This is a genomic window from Pyrodictium delaneyi (assembly GCF_001412615.1).
Lineage (GTDB): Archaea > Thermoproteota > Thermoprotei_A > Sulfolobales > Pyrodictiaceae > Pyrodictium > Pyrodictium delaneyi.
In genome coordinates this window covers 1,543,367-1,559,322 of the sequence record NZ_CP013011.1, presented here as the reverse complement: position 1 = coordinate 1,559,322, position 15,956 = coordinate 1,543,367, and the positions used below count along the sequence as shown (strand labels likewise).

16 protein-coding genes are annotated in these 15,956 nt (G+C 49.5%); 14 read left to right on the top strand and 2 right to left on the bottom strand.

What is annotated here, in order from left to right; genetic code table 11:
* The first annotated feature begins 2 nt into the window (after positions 1-2).
* Together Pyrde_RS07890 and Pyrde_RS07885 are read left to right on the top strand one after the other, a co-directional pair.
* A complete protein-coding gene (locus tag Pyrde_RS07890) occupies positions 3-437 on the top strand; it encodes a cytidine deaminase (protein ID WP_055409703.1) in 435 nt (144 codons plus the stop codon).
* Between the two features lie 310 nt (positions 438-747).
* On the top strand, positions 748-1,182 hold the full coding sequence (locus Pyrde_RS07885; RefSeq protein WP_055409701.1) for a single stranded DNA-binding domain-containing protein: 435 nt from the start codon (positions 748-750) through the stop codon (positions 1,180-1,182).
* Between the two features lie 90 nt (positions 1,183-1,272).
* On the opposite strand, the gene Pyrde_RS07880 is transcribed toward Pyrde_RS07885, so the two are convergent.
* Positions 1,273-1,779, bottom strand: coding sequence for a hypothetical protein (locus tag Pyrde_RS07880; protein WP_143522148.1), 507 nt, complete (start codon positions 1,777-1,779; stop codon positions 1,273-1,275).
* A 103-nt stretch (positions 1,780-1,882) separates the two neighbouring features.
* On the opposite strand from Pyrde_RS07880, the gene Pyrde_RS07875 reads away from it, so the two are divergent.
* The 6 genes from Pyrde_RS07875 to Pyrde_RS07850 all read left to right on the top strand — a co-directional run bounded on the left by Pyrde_RS07875 (position 1,883) and on the right by Pyrde_RS07850 (position 10,796).
* A complete protein-coding gene (locus tag Pyrde_RS07875) occupies positions 1,883-2,635 on the top strand; it encodes a hypothetical protein (RefSeq protein WP_156328037.1) in 753 nt (250 codons plus the stop codon).
* Between the two features lie 171 nt (positions 2,636-2,806).
* Positions 2,807-5,872 carry an ABC transporter substrate-binding protein gene (locus Pyrde_RS07870; protein WP_055409693.1) on the top strand — a complete coding sequence of 1,022 codons (3,066 nt, stop codon included), beginning with the start codon at positions 2,807-2,809 and terminating at the stop codon, positions 5,870-5,872.
* A 288-nt stretch (positions 5,873-6,160) separates the two neighbouring features.
* Positions 6,161-7,243, top strand: coding sequence for an ABC transporter permease (locus Pyrde_RS07865; protein ID WP_143522150.1), 1,083 nt, complete (start codon positions 6,161-6,163; stop codon positions 7,241-7,243).
* 88 nt (positions 7,244-7,331) lie between these two features.
* The gene (locus tag Pyrde_RS10735; protein WP_055409688.1) at positions 7,332-8,894 is read left to right on the top strand and encodes an ABC transporter permease; all 1,563 of its coding nucleotides are present in this window, start codon (positions 7,332-7,334) and stop codon (positions 8,892-8,894) included.
* A gap of 6 nt (positions 8,895-8,900) precedes the next feature.
* Entirely contained in the window at positions 8,901-9,989 is a 1,089-nt protein-coding gene (locus tag Pyrde_RS10730) for an ABC transporter ATP-binding protein (RefSeq protein WP_055409686.1), read from the top strand.
* Between the two features lie 222 nt (positions 9,990-10,211).
* On the top strand, positions 10,212-10,796 hold the full coding sequence (locus tag Pyrde_RS07850) for a hypothetical protein (RefSeq protein ID WP_143522151.1): 585 nt from the start codon (positions 10,212-10,214) through the stop codon (positions 10,794-10,796).
* 512 nt (positions 10,797-11,308) lie between these two features.
* Here the strand turns inward: Pyrde_RS07850 and Pyrde_RS10970 are convergent.
* A complete protein-coding gene (locus Pyrde_RS10970; RefSeq protein WP_257640405.1) occupies positions 11,309-11,437 on the bottom strand; it encodes a hypothetical protein in 129 nt (42 codons plus the stop codon).
* 174 nt (positions 11,438-11,611) lie between these two features.
* Here Pyrde_RS10970 and crcB point away from each other — a divergent pair, with 174 nt between their 5' ends.
* The 6 genes from crcB to Pyrde_RS07820 all read left to right on the top strand — a co-directional run bounded on the left by crcB (position 11,612) and on the right by Pyrde_RS07820 (position 15,911).
* Positions 11,612-12,010 (top strand): fluoride efflux transporter CrcB, encoded by a 399-nt coding sequence (crcB, locus tag Pyrde_RS07845; RefSeq protein ID WP_055409679.1) that lies wholly within the window; start codon positions 11,612-11,614, stop codon positions 12,008-12,010.
* On the top strand, positions 11,982-12,320 hold the full coding sequence (locus tag Pyrde_RS07840; RefSeq protein WP_055409677.1) for a DUF190 domain-containing protein: 339 nt from the start codon (positions 11,982-11,984) through the stop codon (positions 12,318-12,320). The genes crcB and Pyrde_RS07840 overlap by 29 nt, the downstream gene beginning before the upstream one ends.
* Positions 12,321-12,379: 59 nt before the next feature.
* Complete coding sequence (locus Pyrde_RS07835; RefSeq protein WP_231656718.1) at positions 12,380-13,069, top strand: DUF5591 domain-containing protein; 690 nt, start codon at positions 12,380-12,382, stop codon at positions 13,067-13,069.
* A 132-nt stretch (positions 13,070-13,201) separates the two neighbouring features.
* Complete coding sequence (locus Pyrde_RS07830; RefSeq protein ID WP_197272673.1) at positions 13,202-14,230, top strand: D-2-hydroxyacid dehydrogenase; 1,029 nt, start codon at positions 13,202-13,204, stop codon at positions 14,228-14,230.
* Positions 14,231-14,233: 3 nt separating this feature from the next.
* The gene (locus tag Pyrde_RS07825; protein WP_082419568.1) at positions 14,234-15,304 is read left to right on the top strand and encodes a pyridoxal-phosphate-dependent aminotransferase family protein; all 1,071 of its coding nucleotides are present in this window, start codon (positions 14,234-14,236) and stop codon (positions 15,302-15,304) included.
* Positions 15,305-15,476: 172 nt separating this feature from the next.
* Positions 15,477-15,911 carry a hypothetical protein gene (locus tag Pyrde_RS07820; RefSeq protein WP_143522152.1) on the top strand — a complete coding sequence of 145 codons (435 nt, stop codon included), beginning with the start codon at positions 15,477-15,479 and terminating at the stop codon, positions 15,909-15,911.
* The last annotated feature ends 45 nt before the right edge of the window (positions 15,912-15,956 follow it).

The following is a 15,956-nucleotide window of genomic DNA, read 5'->3' as shown; positions in this document are numbered from 1 at the left end:
TCATGGATGGACGTGATCTTGATAAACTGGTGGAGAAAGCGCTAAGTGTTCATCGAAACAGCTACGCACCCTACAGTAACGTGCATGTGGCAGCTGCAGTAGAGGCCGAGGATGGTACAATCTATACCGGTGTCAATGTCGAGAATGCTAGCTACGGGTTGACAATCTGTGCTGAGAGAGCTGCAATAGCGGCAATGGTGGCAGCAGGGCGCCGCCGGGTAGTCAAGATAGCTATAGTTGCTGATACACCGGAGCCCCTTCCGCCGTGCGGAGCATGCCGCCAGGTATTAGCGGAGTTCGGTAGCAGAGATACACTTGTCGTATCAGTCTCAACAGTGACTAAGGAGAGTAGAGTGTGGAGGCTGGGTGAACTGCTGCCATATGCTTTCACGGTTGAACATATACGGGAAAACCGGGGCTCGGACGCCGCTCCCTGAGGGGCTCCACAGCGGCCTCATGGGGCCTCGGGACAGGCCAGCCTCCACACAGCCCCAATGTAGACATCAGTAGCACTCCAGTAATAGGCCTAATAGGGACAATACTGTCATAACGTAGTTATTGTCGTGTGTACTGGGAATCGTAATTTAACAAGACAAGCTGTAATGCCCCTATTTAATGCTACGGTATTGGTCGCGAGAAACTTACAACTGTTACCTCGCGGCAAGGCTTATAATATGGCTACTCGCCATACCTCTCAGTTGTAAGGCGCGGCAGCGCGCCCTTTAAGCGTAAGAGGAGACCGTATCTATGTCGGAGAGTGTAAATATCATAAAAATATCCGACCTCAAGCCCGGAATGAATAATGTGAATATACGCGTCCGTGTCCTCGAAGCCGAGGCTCCCCGCACAATAAACACTCGTAGGGGACCCCGCACAATAAGCGAGGCCGTTGTGGGAGACGAGACAGGGCGCACAAGACTCACACTATGGGGCCACGCGGCGGGGAGCCTTCAGGCGGGCGACACGGTCATGATAAGCGGGGCCTGGACGACCAGCTACCGTGGTCAAGTGGTTCTCAATATAGGGGGACGCGGCAACATAACGCGGGTAGACGACACCACGCTACCACCAGAAGATGAGATACCCGAGGAAACACCACAAGTGCCACCAGACTGGCGGCCGCCGCGCAGGAATAGCGGCTTCGGCGGGCCACGCCGTCGTAGTTATAGACAGCGCTTCTGAGCGGAATTATCTGACGTTGCAGCAGTATTGTGCGCTAAACTTTTTGTTTGCTCCATATATCCATAATATATGTTTGTACCTCATAAAGAGCTAGTCTTCTATCCCTGAGAGCCTCAAGACAACAGCTAGGCTAAGAATCGCGGAACCTCCAAGGAATAAGGCTAAACTTGCTACAGCTAATGATGCATATGGCCTCTCAATAACGATGGCGGTGGCCTCAATTGTGACGTTGACAGAATTGCTCGATTTTAGCACTATGTTGTCGAGGGGTGCAACATCGGTAAACGTAGTAGAGTTGTGGGCTCCTATTACTGCTGAAGTGTTCGTATATGGTAGTATGTGTACTTCTACGGGCTGTCCACCATTGTTATAAATAGTAAGATTGACCCTTATACTCCCGCTAAGTGCCTGGTCGCCCAGCAACCTGGCTACAATGATCGAAACAAGCCCTTCACGGCTGTATAATGTCGTAGGGTTAGCCTCTACAAGCTTATGCTTAGTCATCATTGACGCCAAAGAAGCCAAGAGAGCTATTATAAGCAGTATTATGCCTGCGGTCATGAGTCTACTAGAGTAGCTCTGAGTAATTCCTGGCATAGCCTCCTGCACCTGCCGATGAGAGTTTCAAGCAGAGACCCAGCATATAGTGTTATGACCTCTTGGACTACCCAGATGCAATGACACGGGTGCAGTAGCTATAGTGTCCAAGCGTTTATGGAAGGGGGTACATCTCCGAGATTTGATTATGCTCAGCATTCTTGTTGTAATTGTGGCAGTAAATCCTTCGATACCTCTTGGCTTACAAGGTAAGGGAGAGGTATGCATAGCACCGTTCGCCACGGTTAAACTGCAGCCAACAAATTATAGCGCGACTCAGCAGGTATCCGGGTATACGCTCCTCTACATACCATGTAGCGAGTTGGGCTGTGGAATAGCAGGGGGTAATACAACACTTAAGGAGGCTGAATTTCCTGCAAGAGGTGGGGAACAATATCTAGGCCCTGCTCTGATACATACTATACTAATAAAGCTGAAAGACGGTAGTTTGTTACCACCAACAATTATGGAGTCGTCGAGTCCCGGCACAGTAGAGGTTATCTGGAATTATCCAATAGTACACGGCAGCGCCCTCCTCATACTTGATGCTAACCAAGCATACATAGTCCTAAAGGGGGCTGCATGTGGTAATAAATTAGAGGTGCCTGGCTGCCGCTTAGTAGAACAAACTAGTACGTGTAGCTTTCTAGTTAAATGCGACTTCAATATCGAGGCCAAAGGTAACTTAGAATCTACAATATGGAGTGGCGTTCTGTTCCGCGATCAAGTGAGTATAGGGAGTGTTGGATGCTGGGTCGAAGCGGATGTTGAGCGGGCATTGCTGCTCCGTCCAATAGGTGTAGCACTACTAATTATCCTAGTGGCCAGAATTGCGAAGACGCGTTACACCGGGTAGTACCTCACATAGGTACCCAGAACATTCAATACCTCTTGTGTTGGTGTGATCAGCTATGTAGCTATCAATAGTGAATAAACAGTAGGCACCGTGGGAATGCTTTTAAAGCAGCATTATAGGGTTTAGGGTACATGAACAAAAGGTGTTATAGCACGACTGGGGGACAGAGTTATGAAACGCATTCTTGCTCTAATAGTACTAGCCCTCTTCATGCTACCGACCCTCGGCATAGCCACACATGCTGCAGCCCAAGCAGAAAAGGGACCAGCCACGGATAGAATCATCTGGAAATCTGTATCGCTTGACAAGGTCGCGGCCGCTCTCGAAACGGGAGACATTGATGTATACCTCTTCAGTCTAAGGCCCGCTGCAGCCCAGGAGCTCACCGGTAAGCCCGGTATCAAGCTATACCAGGCTCCTAGTGGCCTCGTAGACATAGGCCTAAACCCAGCACCAGTCATGATAGTGACGCTGCCTGGCAAGCTTGACAAGAAGGCAGCAGCCGAAAAGCTCGGTGTAGACCCTGTAGTGATAGCATACGCCACCTATGTGGCTCCAGATTCTGAGAAACTCCCGCCGATAGGTGTGCCGATAGAGGATAAGGATGTAACAGTAGTAGAGCTGTGTGCCAAGCCGCTGGGCGGCCTACCAACGGACGCCAAGGTAGTATGGGAGAGCGACAAGTTTGACATCAACCCATTCTGTTTCCGTGAGATACGCTTCGCGCTAAACTACATAGTTGACCGCGACTACATCGTCAAGAACATTTACAAGGGCTTCGCCATACCGAAGTACACATTCTACGGTCCCGACGACCCGACATACACAGTACTAATAGACATAGTTGCTAAGTACAAGTTTAGCTACAACCCAGAGTATGCAAAGAGCATTGTAAGCAATGTGTTAAGCAAGGCAGGTGCTGAGATGAAGGGTGGTACCTGGTACTACAACGGTAAACCGATAACAGTAATAGGCATCATAAGGCAGGAGGACGAGCGTCTAGACATAGGTAACCTATTCGCTAACGAGCTAGAGAACACCCTAGGCATCAAGGTGCAGAGACAGATACTACCCTTCGGCGAGGCGATACCCAAGGTATACTTCACTGACCCCAAGGACTTCGAGTGGAGCTTCTACACAGAGGGCTGGGGTAAAGGCGCCCTAGACCGCTGGGACCCATGGATGCTAGCACAGTTCGCAGCAGCATGGCTAGGCTGGTCCCCTGGCTGGGGTGAGGCCGACTTCTGGAACTACAGGAACGACACCATAGACAGCTACAGCAAGCCTGCAGCCCTCGGTGAGGTAAAGAGTAAAGAGCAGTTCATAGAGTATCTACGTAAGGGCACCGAGCTAGGTATACAGGAGAGCATAAGGATCTGGATAGCAGCAATAATGAGCAGCTTCCCAGCCCGTGCTGACGTGAAGGGCGTAACACTAGACCTAGGTAGCGGTCTAAGGAACCCATTCATGTACCGCGGCATGTACGTACCAGGTAGCGACACGGTAAAGGTTGGTCACCTACACGTCTTCACGGCTGCCACGATTTGGAACCCGCTAGGCGGCTTCGACGACGTATACAGCGTAGACCCTGCCAGAGCCACTTACGATCCAAGCATATGGCGGCACCCGTTCAACGGCGAACCCATACCGTTCAGAGTAGAGTTCTCAGTTGAAACAGCAGGCCCCGATGGTAAGATGAAGGTACCTGACGACGCTATATGGTGGGACGCCGAGAACGATAGATGGGTGTATGCCAAGGACCTCGGCCGCACAGAAGCTGTAAGCAAGGTGGTATTTGACCTATCCAAGCTAGTAGGTAGCAAGTGGCACGATGGCGAAGAGATAACCTATGCAGACATACTTGCATGGCTAGCCGAGAACATAGACATAGTTTACGACCCGGTAAAGAGCCAGATAGAGAGCAGCATCGCCGGCCCAGCAAAGGAGAGCTTTGACAAGATAGTGGCCTACAGGCTACTGCCGGATCAGAACAAGCTAGAGGTCTATCTCGACTACTGGCACTTCGATCCCAACTACATAGCCGACTTCGCCGCCTTCACGCTCTACAACCCGACACCAATAGTGCTAGCAATGGACTACCTAGCATTCGTGAAGAAGACCTTTGCCCTCAGCGACACGCGCTCCGAGAAGGAGAACATACCGCAGCTCAACCTAGTACTCAAGGACCACGCTGAGGCCATAGCTGCAGCGCTCGATGAGATAAGTTATGACCAGTACAAGGGCTACTTCACACTGCCAGACGGCACAGTCCTCATGACCAAGGATGAGTGGAATGCACGTATCCAGGCAGCCAAGAGCTGGATAAGCCAGTATGGCAATGCATGGATAAGCGATGGTCCATTCAAGCTAGTACGCTTCGACAAGGACGCACAGGTACTAGAGCTAGAAGCATTCCGCGACCCAACATACCCATTCGGCCCAACTGACTGGGTATTCGGCCTACCAACACCAACAACAATAACCAATGTAGTAGTACCACTAGTAGAGCCAGGCAGACCTGCAAGGATAACAGTAACAGCAAGTGGCCTGCCACCAATACATGTGAAGTATATCCTACGCGACCCAGCAACCGGCAAGGTACTAGCCACTGGCGAGGCACAGCAGGCAGCAGCTGGCTACGTAATCGAGCTATCTGCAGACCTAACCAGTAAGCTAGAAGAGTATGCAGCCTATGAGCTAGCGGTAATAGCCTACAGTGAGCAAGTAGCCCTACCAGCCGAGAAGACAGTAGTACTACAGACCACGGCTGCTGCTACACAGCAGATAGGTGAGCTACAGCAGGCCCTACAGCAGACTCAAGAGCAAGTGCAGGCTCTACAAGAGCAGCTACAGCAGCAGGTACAAGCACTACAGCAGGTACAGCAGCAAGTCCAGCAGCTACAGCAAGCGCTAGGCAGGCAGCTAGCTGAGGCAATAACCGGCCTAAGCAAGCAGACAGCCGATGCAATAGCGACTGTAGGCCAGCAGGTACAGGCACTCGGTGATGCTGTAGCACAGCTAGGTCAGAAGATTGACGAGATAAGCCAGCTACTAGCACAGCTACAGAACGTTGCAACAAAGGCTGACGTAAACAAGGCCGCCACTGCAGCCCAGCAGGCACAGAGTGCTGCTGACAAGGCATACAGCAAAGCCAACCTAGCAGTAACAATATCGATAATCAACCTAATACTGCTACTAGTACTAATAGGCCTAACCTTTACACGCAGGCAGCAGTAAAGCTTTCTCCTAATGCATACTCTTTTTCCATATACACTATCTCCCTTCAATTCTAATTCTAATCCAAGCTAATCATATTTACAGCTTTGAGACTGTATCATCGTCCTTACGCATACCTGTATCAAGAAGTTATCCAGGATGAAGCTCAGCAAGAAATTAGTGTAATTACATGGCAATGTTGTATGCGGTGATATCTATTCGTCTAAACTAAATTTGCTGAGATTCTCGGGTTGGGGAGATAGTGTTTTCAACCATAGCTTCACTCCTCTCCGCTCCGGGTAGCCGGCCTTGACGTCGGCGCGTGTAGCATCGGTGCTAGTAAAACGTGGAATATTTCTGGCATTCTCTCTTGTCGTAATTATGCTCCTTACTGCCATCATCCTTGGTGCGACGGGGTATGACGAGAAAATACTCCGTGCAATGGTGATAAGCGAGCTACAAGCGTACCGTCAAGAGCTTCAACGCCAGAACATACCTCAGGAAGACCTCCAGAAGCTCGTGGAGCAACGCCGTGCAGAACTCGAAGAGATATATGGATTGAATAAGCCTTGGTATGAACGAGTCCTACCTATGGCTTTTCGTGCACTTGTATTGGATCTAGGCTACGTCAAGAGTAAAGAAGTGGCAAACATTGTTGGCGAACAGCCACCTCTAACTGTGAGAGATGCAATATTAATCACACTGCCACGAACGGTCATAATGCTAACGGTGGCTGAGATAATCTGTGCGCTAATAGCCATTCGTATAGCACCGCTAATAGCTTATAAGCGTGGGAGTCTTCTCGACAAGGTTGCAATAACTTATGCCGCTTTCATGAACGCGTTACCGCTCTGGTGGCTAGCGCTTATAGCAATATTCGTGTTTGGTTATCATCTCCGCATAGCGCCGACCGACTACCGTGCAGTAGTAGCTTACATTAACAACTTCTGGGACGACCCTGTAGGCTCACTAAAGGGAATCCTATACTATTCCTGGCTACCCATAACGGTGGTTGTTATAGGCTTGCTCGGTAGCTGGCTTTACGGTGTACGTGCTATAGCTCTTCGCGTTGTTGGTGAAGACTACGTAGCTGTTGCTAGGGCTAAGGGTATTCCAGAGAAACTAGTAGTAAAGCGCTACATTCTACGCGTCATAGCAGGTCCTGTCGCCACCATAATAATCCTAGGCCTTGCAGGCTCTATAAGCGGTTTCATAATAACAGAGTCAATCTTTGAATGGCCCGGTATGGGTTCACTTTACTATGCTGCTATAATGAGTGCTGATGCGCCGACGATAATTGGACTAGTATATATAACGACTCTAGTTTACATAGTTGCAAGGTTCATATTGGAAGTGTTGTATGTGATGCTCGACCCAAGAGTGCGGCTATAGCCCCAGAGGAATTGCTCGTCCGTTTTCATCTATATATCATTATGGGTATTGACTCTGAGTATGTAATGGTCCGAGGGTGGTGGACATCATGGTGGATTCGAAGGCGACTAAGAAAGTGAAAAATGCTGGTCAACCCAGTCTATCGGAGAGACTCCGTGGTGCTCGCGAAATCTTTGGAGAAGTTTGGAAACAAGCTATGGGTAAGGCAGGTTTCATACTAATAACGTTTATAGTGGTTATGTCAATATACGCTATTGTTACAATGCCTCCCAACTTTGTAAACATTTGGAGCTTTAACATTAAGTACTGGGAGGACAATCCTGCTGTAGTGCCTCCAGCCTGGGTTTCGTTATTTGGTGAGCCAGTAGCGCCGCACATGGCAAAGGAGTTCAAGGAACCAGTAGAATCAAGTGTATACCTACGCCCCGTAGAATACTACGGAGTAAAACTTATGGGTTATGTGCAGCGCTACCAATTGAATTACGTACTAAATGATCCAGCATTCCCTAAGGATGTATTGGTGCGCTTCGTAGAGGTCAAGGCTGGTAATGTAACCGGCAGAGCAGGGCCGGTGGAGCCTAGCGTAACAGTCTATGTGCTGGTTCATCGACCAGATGGTCACGTGATTCTTGTAAACAAGCCTGAGCCGCTGAAGCTTAGTGATCTAGCTGCCCGTGGTGTAGAAAGGCTTGATGCAGCGGTGGTTGGGCAACAACTATCTAAGCTATTCAATATACCCCTTGAAGTTGCACAGAGTCGTGCGTTGCTTCTGCTCTTTGGTGAACCTCAAGGTAATGAGACTGTAAATCCGCTAACGGGTACATATACAGTAGAGGTCATAATAACTTACCTAGCGAGAGGAGTCAATCCTGCTGTAATACAGAATGCTGTTGAGAATGGAGAGTTAGGCGTCAGAGACTTGAAGATAATAGTTAAGGGATCTGCTTACGGTCGTATGGGTACTGATAGTTATGGCCGTGATCTATATCTCGGACTGTTGTATGGCTTCCCAGTAGCATTGCTGATAGGCTTCTTCGCGGCAGTTTCTAGTGTCGTAATAGGTCTAGTAGCGGGTATAGTAAGTGGATACTACGGTGGCATAATAGACGATATAATACAGAGAACAGTGGACGTTCTAGGTAATATACCGTTGCTACCAGTTCTGGTGCTCCTTGGTGTGACGCTGCAGGAACTAGATGTAAGTCCATGGACGCGGCTCTTCGTGATTATAGGGTTCCTAGTCATATTCGGCTGGGGAGGTATGGCGATAATAGTTAGATCTATGACGTTGAGCATTAAATCTGAGCCGTATATAGACGCTGCAAAGGCCATAGGAGCCTCTGACAGAAGGATAATATTCAAGCATATACTGCCACAGATAGTGCCCTATGCAATGGCTAATCTAGTATTCTCGGTGCCAGGTGCCATACTAGTAGAAGCTGGTCTAAGCGTTCTAGGCATACGGCATGGCCTACCTACATGGGGTAGTATCCTAGCTGATGCACGAGACTACATTGGTGCCGGTGGCAGCTATGGTGTATGGTGGTGGATATTGCCGCCGGGCATACTCATAGGTATAACATCGCTGGCTTTCGTGTTCCTTGGTCTAGCGCTTGAGACGGTGGTAGAGCCTAGACTCAAGAGGAGGTGACCTCTAGTGACCGGGTTCGTCATAAAAGTAGAGGATCTAAAGGTATGGTTTCCCGTACGTCGTGGCTTTATAGAGGCTATTATGAGACGGCCACAGCTATATGTGCACGCTGTAGATGGTGTAAGCTTCGAGATACGTGAAGGCGAGACATACTGTCTCGTTGGCGAGAGCGGTTGTGGCAAGACCACTACTGGTAGGGCTCTATTACGCTTAATAGATCCCGAGAATATCGCGGGGGGACGTGTACTATTCCGCCCAAGCCCTAAGACCTTAGAAGAAGTTGCACGTCTTGCACCACAAGCAGTAAATCGAGAGCTAGGTGTAGTAGATCTATATAAAGTTCCTAATAAAGCTATGAAGCCTCTACGACGTGAACTACAGATAGTATTCCAAGACCCCTTCGGTAGCTTGAACCCCCGTATGAAGATAGCTGATATACTTGAGGAGCCTTTGCTGGTTCATGGCATAGGCTCTACGAGAGAAGAACGATTAGAGATGGTTGCAAAGGCGCTCGAGATAGTAAAGCTCACGCCACCTGAGGAGTTCATGGATCGTTATCCGCACCAGCTCAGCGGTGGTCAGAGACAGCGTGTCTCGATAGCCAAAGCTTTGATGCTGAACCCTCGCTTCCTGGTAGCTGATGAGCCCGTATCAATGCTAGATGTGTCTATACGTGCAGAAGTCCTGGAAATATTGCAGATGTTGAAAGAGAAGTACAGGCTGGCCCAGCTATTCATAACACACGACTTGGCTCTAGCCCGCTACGTCTGTGATAGGATAGCAGTGATGTATCTTGGCAGAATAATAGAGGAGGGTTCAGCAGACCAAGTGATAGACAATCCATTGCACCCCTACACAAAGGCTCTAGTAGCAGCTATACCTGAACCGGATCCCACTAACAGGCTTAAGATGCGGCTCTTGCCAATTAAAGGCGAAATCACAAGCGCTATACACCTACCCAAGGGTTGTAGATTCAGGCCACGCTGTGTGGCTTACGACGAGAACGAAGCCGTAAGACCACGCTGTGATAGCACGGAACCTCAAATGGTTGAGGTTGAACCCGGTCATAGAGTCGCATGCTGGCTATACAGTTAGAGGCTAGCAACTCCGAGTATAAAAGATAGAATTCTTTTTGAACGATTGTCTGCACGCAACCTTGTATCGTTGTTGTAGATTTTACACGTCTAGGCTCTGTATTCTCAGTAGTCGGCAAGTTGGCACCTGGAGGTTAATGTAGACAGCTTCTTGTATGGGTGTTACTAGCCCTGCAGCCGCTAGTTCCCGGCATGACAGTCTATAGTGGCTCCGGGGAGAGCTGTGTACTCTAGGCTGTTACTTGCTCTAGGCTACCTGTCTGCACCATTTGCAGGTCCAGGAGCAGCAGTAATCACAGCAGCGGGATGGCTGTCCTACGGTACAGAGACACGGAAACCCACCTTTACCGGGATAGGGCTGGTAGGGCTGCTAGGTGTGGCTGGGATACTAGCAGGTTACTACGGTGAAGGACTTTCAGGCCTTGTAGGCGCTGGTGGTGTATTGCTGCTGCTCTATCATGTATTAGCCATAGCGGCGCTGTGGATGCTGGGAATAAAGAGTAACAATACTCCGCTAAAAGCGGCGGCGATGCTGCTAGCAATATCCTGGCTGCTAGCAGTATCAGGCACTGGAAGCGTGCATGATGCAACCACAGCGGCGAGTGGTAGCGTGATAGACTGGGGCGGCGTCTCTTGGGCGAATGCTGCAGCTCAGAGCCTCATAGACAAGCTAGGAGGTACACCGGCAATAGCAAAGCTGCTCGCGGCTGCTGGCGCAGTGTTCGCAAGCATAGGCTTCATGACTATGAATGAGGCGGCTAGCGGGTTAAGCAGGGAAGAGACGATATTCAGCATAGGCACTTACTAAAACAACCCAATCCTCTCGTGTTCAGAATTTTTAAGCATAAATTAGGCTGAGGTCCTCCTTAATACTGTGCTTCTATTGTCCTAAGTTCACGACATAAATCTGATGGATAATCGTATGTTTGCAAATTCAAAATTCAGCGATATTCTCCTTAAGCATCCTTAAACTTAAATATGGCAGCTAGAGGCAACCCCTCATACACCTTTATATCATACTGGCTTCGCACTAATCTTGTACTAGTATATTACATACTATATGATACTATATGGAATATGGGGTACGGCGGCACTCCCATGTGGCCCGCCCGCGAAGCCGCCGCGGTGTTGGCGGCTCTTTGATGAGCGGGCCTGGCGTGGCTCAGCCGTCCGCCGCCTCCGCCTTTCATTGCTTATCATAGTATCCTACTAGCCTGGTGCTAATCATCTAGTTACAGGAGACTGTTAGAAGACTGTTCGGGTTGAAAGCTCCAGTAACATCAGGTTAACTATCCCCGCAGTTTTCTTCATGTATTGCCGTTATTGCTGGCTTCTACTCTCGATTCTGGCTGCTCGTCTTGCCTCTCCTTCGTCATTGCTGCGAATCGTGGAGGCTAAGCCTGCCAGGAGGAGCACGAAGCCTATTATTAGTACTAGCTGGAGCAACATAGTGGCTCCCGCCCACACTTGTAACACACTATTGGTTTTAAGTTCTAGTCCTACTCGTTTAGAAGGATGTTTCGACTATAGTCGGTGTGTATTATTAATAATTAGGATTATCGATTAATGGAGAAGGTGAGAAAAGCCGTAGTCTACAGCTGGACATAGCCTGGTCTGACAGCAGTGCTGCGCGAAGCAGTCCTTGTGGCAGTTGGTGGCGCAGCTGGAGCTGTTGCAAGATGGCTATTATCCAAAGCTATACAGAAAGGCTACGTGTTCCCCATAGGCACACTTGTCGTAAATGTGTTTGGCTCGGTCCTCCTAGGTTTTGTAATGGCTTCGGCAAGCATGTACGGTGTATTTTCGCGGGATCAGAGGCTCATCTTAGCCACCGGCTTCGCGGGTGGATTCACAACGTTCTCAACCTTTATGTATGAAAGCTTCTGGCTCCTAAGAGAGTATCAGCCACTCTACATGCTTATCTACGTGGCTGTGAGTATTATGTTAGGCCTTCTCGGTATATACCTGGGCTTCATACTTGCTAACCTGGTGTATGGGCGTGCAGCAATGGCTACGCCTTAGAATATACATTGGTGAATCGGATCGGTATCATGGGAAACCACTCTACATGTACCTCTTGGAATTATTTCGCCAGCGCGGGATAAAGGGAGCTACTGTAATACGTGGTATAGCAGGCTATGGCAGCCATAGCATGATACATACGGCTAGTGTGTTAAGGCTCTCTGAAGACCTGCCTATCGTGGTAGAGGTAGTGGATGAGGAAGATGCCATAAAGTCGATACTGGATGAAGTAAGGAAGGCTGTGAAGGAGGGCCTCATAACGCTAGAACCTGTAACAGTGCTATACTATGGTAATGGAGGCTCTGGCTAGAGCCCTGCAGTCTAAATACCCAGGACTATAAGTGGTATTACCCCTGTCGGTGTGTCCAAGTGACTATTGAGGCTGTTGTGCCGAGGCACCAACTACTAGAAAATGCGTTATTACAGTCCCAGCAAAAGCCTAAGACAAGATTCAGTATACGCAAGGATGAGGCTGGCCGTCTTATGCCCCGTCACTATAATGGTGTAGATCCTGACCTAGTAGGGGAAAAGGCGTTCAATCATCCCAGTGTAAGGGGGTGGTGGAGTTGGCTAAAGGAGAGATATCAGCCAGAAAATAATATAGCTCTCATAACTCCTTGTAGTAGTGTAAAACCGTATACTCGCTCGCCCACGTCACGGAAGATACGTGGGCTCCTCCGGCGCCTCGGCCTCTGGGATACCATAGCAGACAAACCTAGAGGTATTGAGTGGCTGTACTTCTCGGATCTTTTGATACTAGTGCCTTACGAGCGTGCTGAAGAATATCCAGCTTGTTGCTATGAGGTTCCTCCAGATATAGTATTGGAGAACACAGAGCTAAGCAGGGTGGTAACAACGCTGTTGGCCGAATCTATGGAAGCACTTCTTGGGCGTGGGGTAAACCAAGTAATAGTATTTCTGCCTCGGAAACATCTAAGACTATGGGAGGAAGCTCGGTCAAAAGCAGCAAAGTGGCCTCGTGAACATCGTGTAACATACACACTATTCTCGACAAAGAGCCTAGGCGATGCAATAATAAATGTGATCGAAACCGATTAAGTGCGACGCTTAGCGTCCTTGGGGAATGGGTTCTCTCAGTCTTTCTTCAGCACCCGTGTAAGAGAGGATTAAGGCTTAAATACAGATTGGTGGGAGAGCTGTGTTCCTGGCCCATAGAGCGCTGCGGGGGACTTGAAACACGAGAGCCGAGCTCTTCATAGAGGAGGTGGTGCCGTTGGATTCGGCCTTGAAATAACTAAGCTTGAAAAGCTGCGCCCATGCCTCGAGGGGGCACGTGTTCTCGTAACAGATCCTGTCGATGGGCTTCTCCTCGAGGCCTTGAAGGCAGCGGGTCTTGAGGTAGACTACCGGCCTGGAATAACACGAGGCGAACTCCTCGTAGCTATACCAGGGTACGATGCTTTAGTAGTGCGTAGCCGTACTAAAGTAGACCGAGTAGTCATAGAGAGAGCGGAAAGACTGAAAGTGATAGCACGTGCTGGAGTAGGCCTCGACAACATTGATGTTCATGCGGCTCACGAGCATGGCATAAGAGTAGTTAATGCTCCTGGTGCAGCTACACAGAGTGTAGCAGAACTAACAATCGCGTTGCTCATAGCAGCGGCTCGCCGGCTTCACGAATCAATAGAACTTGCCAGGAAAGGTATCTGGAAGAAAGTGATGGGTGTAGAACTGTACGGTAAAACGCTTGCTGTGATCGGCTTTGGTAGGATAGGGCGCCGCGTAACAGAGATAGCTAAAGCCATAGGTATGGATATAATAGCTTACGATGTTGTTGATATAAGTAATTACGCTGAAAAGCTTGGTGTCAGCGTGGCGCATAGCCTCCACGATGCACTAGCTGAAGCTGACGCCGTTACACTACATGTACCCCTAACGCCGGACACGTACCATCTCATGAGCTGGGACGAGTTCCGGGTTATGAAGCGTGGAGCGATACTAGTAAACACGAGCCGTGGAGCAGTTGTTGACAGCGAGGCGCTACTCTGGGCTCTCGAGGAAGGTATAGTTGGTGCAGCTGCTCTAGACGTGCTTGAGCACGAGCCTCCCGAAACCGAGGCAGAGAGGAAACTAGCTGCTCATCCGAGAGTCATACTGACGACGCATATTGGAGCCTCTACGATAGAGGCGCAGCGCCGCGTAGCCGTAGAAACAGCACGCAAGCTCATAGAAGCATTAGCTGATGCGAGAGGTTGCTAGGCCATGCGCGGAGAATTGTTATTCACACCAGGCCCGGTGATGATGCATAAACGTGCACTAGAGGCTATGATAGGGCAGGTTGTCAGCCATCGTTCCGAGGAATTCCGCCAACTCCTAGATGATGTCAGGGAACTTCTCGCAAAGGTCTATCAAGGCGGTGAGCCACTTGTACTAACGGGTAGCGGTACACTCGCTGTAGAGTCGATGACATGGAGTATTGTTGAGCCAGGTGAACAGGTACTAGTTGTCAGTCACGGCGAGTTTGGTGAAAGACTAGCGAACGCACTTGCACAGAGGGGTGCAAGGGTTGACATCCTCGAAGCAGAGAGGCCAGGAGTGCATGTCCCCGCGGAAAAGGTCGTAGAGAAGCTTGAGGAAAAGGAGTACAGTGCCGTTGCAACGGTGTATACAGAGACAAGCCTCGGTCTAAGCTACCGAGACGTCGAGTACATAGCTAAGAAGGCTAAGAGCTGTGGAGCTCTCGTGCTAGTAGACGCGGTCTCAGCGCTTGCGGGAGAGCCCGTGCCGCCGCCCGGTGTTGTTGATGCAGTCGCATCAGCTGCTCAGAAGGCTATAGCAGGTCCTCCTGGCGTATCCTTCGTCGCAGTCTCCGAGGACGCGCTAGAAAAGATGAAGCGTGTAACTAAGAAGCCGCCGAGTTATCTCGACCTCTGGAAGGTCTACAAGTTCCACAGTGAGAGAAGAGAAACCCCCTATACCCCGGCGGTGAACCTGCTATATGGGCTACGTGAGGCGCTTAGACTCATTGTCGAAAAGGGGTTAGATGTCTGGATAAACATGCACCAAGAAAGAGCAGAGTTACTATATAGCAAGCTTCCCGGACTCGGGTTCAAACCAGTAGTAGAGCCAGAGTATAGGGCCAACACAGTGGCAGCATTCTACACACCGATCCCAAGCGGTAGGCTAGCGGCGGAGCTAGCCAAGCGGGGCATAAGGGTCGCTAGAGGCATGGGCAGTCTCAAGGATCAAGTGGTAAGAATAGCTACTATGGGCTGGCTCCCCGAGGATGCCTACGAGAGGCTTTTCAAAGCTCTATCTGAGATACTGGCCTAGACCCTTACGCCATCTTTAACAATCCAGTATCATTGGCGTACATCCTTCCACACTATTATATTGTTATTATTATTGTAATATCATAATCGCTTGGGCTTAAGGGAATAGTCCATTTGTTGACAGTCTAGTTAAACTTATTGCGTTGTGTATATGGTAATGGGGGATGCATTATATGATGTCTGGAGTCTGCCGAGAGCGGTCGGGCTTTATAACTGCTGCGGCATTGCTCCTCTTGGTGTTCGGCACTGTTGGGATCGTACTTGGACTTGTGCTTCTGCTTGCTAGCCTTGACGTGCTTGCTTCTGGAGGGAAGGTGGTAATTTCTGGGCAAACTATTACGATCCATGAGGCAGACCGTTTAGCCGGCTGGAGTGTCCTCTATCTAGTGACAAACGCTATTGAGGTTGTAGCAGGTTACTTCCTCTGGAACGCAAGAAAGATAGGCGGTGTACTCGCTGCTATAGGCGTAGTTGCTAGCGTGTTCCTCTGGTCTCTTCCTGTGCCAGGAATACCCGGAACAACATACGTTGTTGTTGCTGGAGCAATTATGGCGTACAGTGTAGTAGTGGTTGTGCTTCTCGGTCTGGGATGGGATGTACTTAAGTGATGTAAACTGGTTTCAGTGTGTTTTCAGAAGCCTAAGCTACCATTC

What these genes read in the sequence shown, in the direction of transcription:
- Pyrde_RS10735 (WP_055409688.1), top strand. Translation starts at nt 7,332, where the DNA reads ATGGTGGATTCGAAGGCGACTAAGAAAGTGAAAAATGCTGGTCAACCC.
- Pyrde_RS07885 (WP_055409701.1), top strand. Translation starts at nt 748, where the DNA reads ATGTCGGAGAGTGTAAATATCATAAAAATATCCGACCTCAAGCCCGGA.
- Pyrde_RS07870 (WP_055409693.1), top strand. Translation starts at nt 2,807, where the DNA reads ATGAAACGCATTCTTGCTCTAATAGTACTAGCCCTCTTCATGCTACCG.
- Pyrde_RS07840 (WP_055409677.1), top strand. Translation starts at nt 11,982, where the DNA reads ATGGGCGTGCAGCAATGGCTACGCCTTAGAATATACATTGGTGAATCG.
- Pyrde_RS07890 (WP_055409703.1), top strand. Translation starts at nt 3, where the DNA reads ATGGATGGACGTGATCTTGATAAACTGGTGGAGAAAGCGCTAAGTGTT.
- Pyrde_RS07820 (WP_143522152.1), top strand. Translation starts at nt 15,477, where the DNA reads ATGATGTCTGGAGTCTGCCGAGAGCGGTCGGGCTTTATAACTGCTGCG.
- Pyrde_RS07825 (WP_082419568.1), top strand. Translation starts at nt 14,234, where the DNA reads ATGCGCGGAGAATTGTTATTCACACCAGGCCCGGTGATGATGCATAAA.
- Pyrde_RS10970 (WP_257640405.1), bottom strand. Translation starts at nt 11,437, where the DNA reads ATGTTGCTCCAGCTAGTACTAATAATAGGCTTCGTGCTCCTCCTGGCA.
- Pyrde_RS07880 (WP_143522148.1), bottom strand. Translation starts at nt 1,779, where the DNA reads ATGCCAGGAATTACTCAGAGCTACTCTAGTAGACTCATGACCGCAGGC.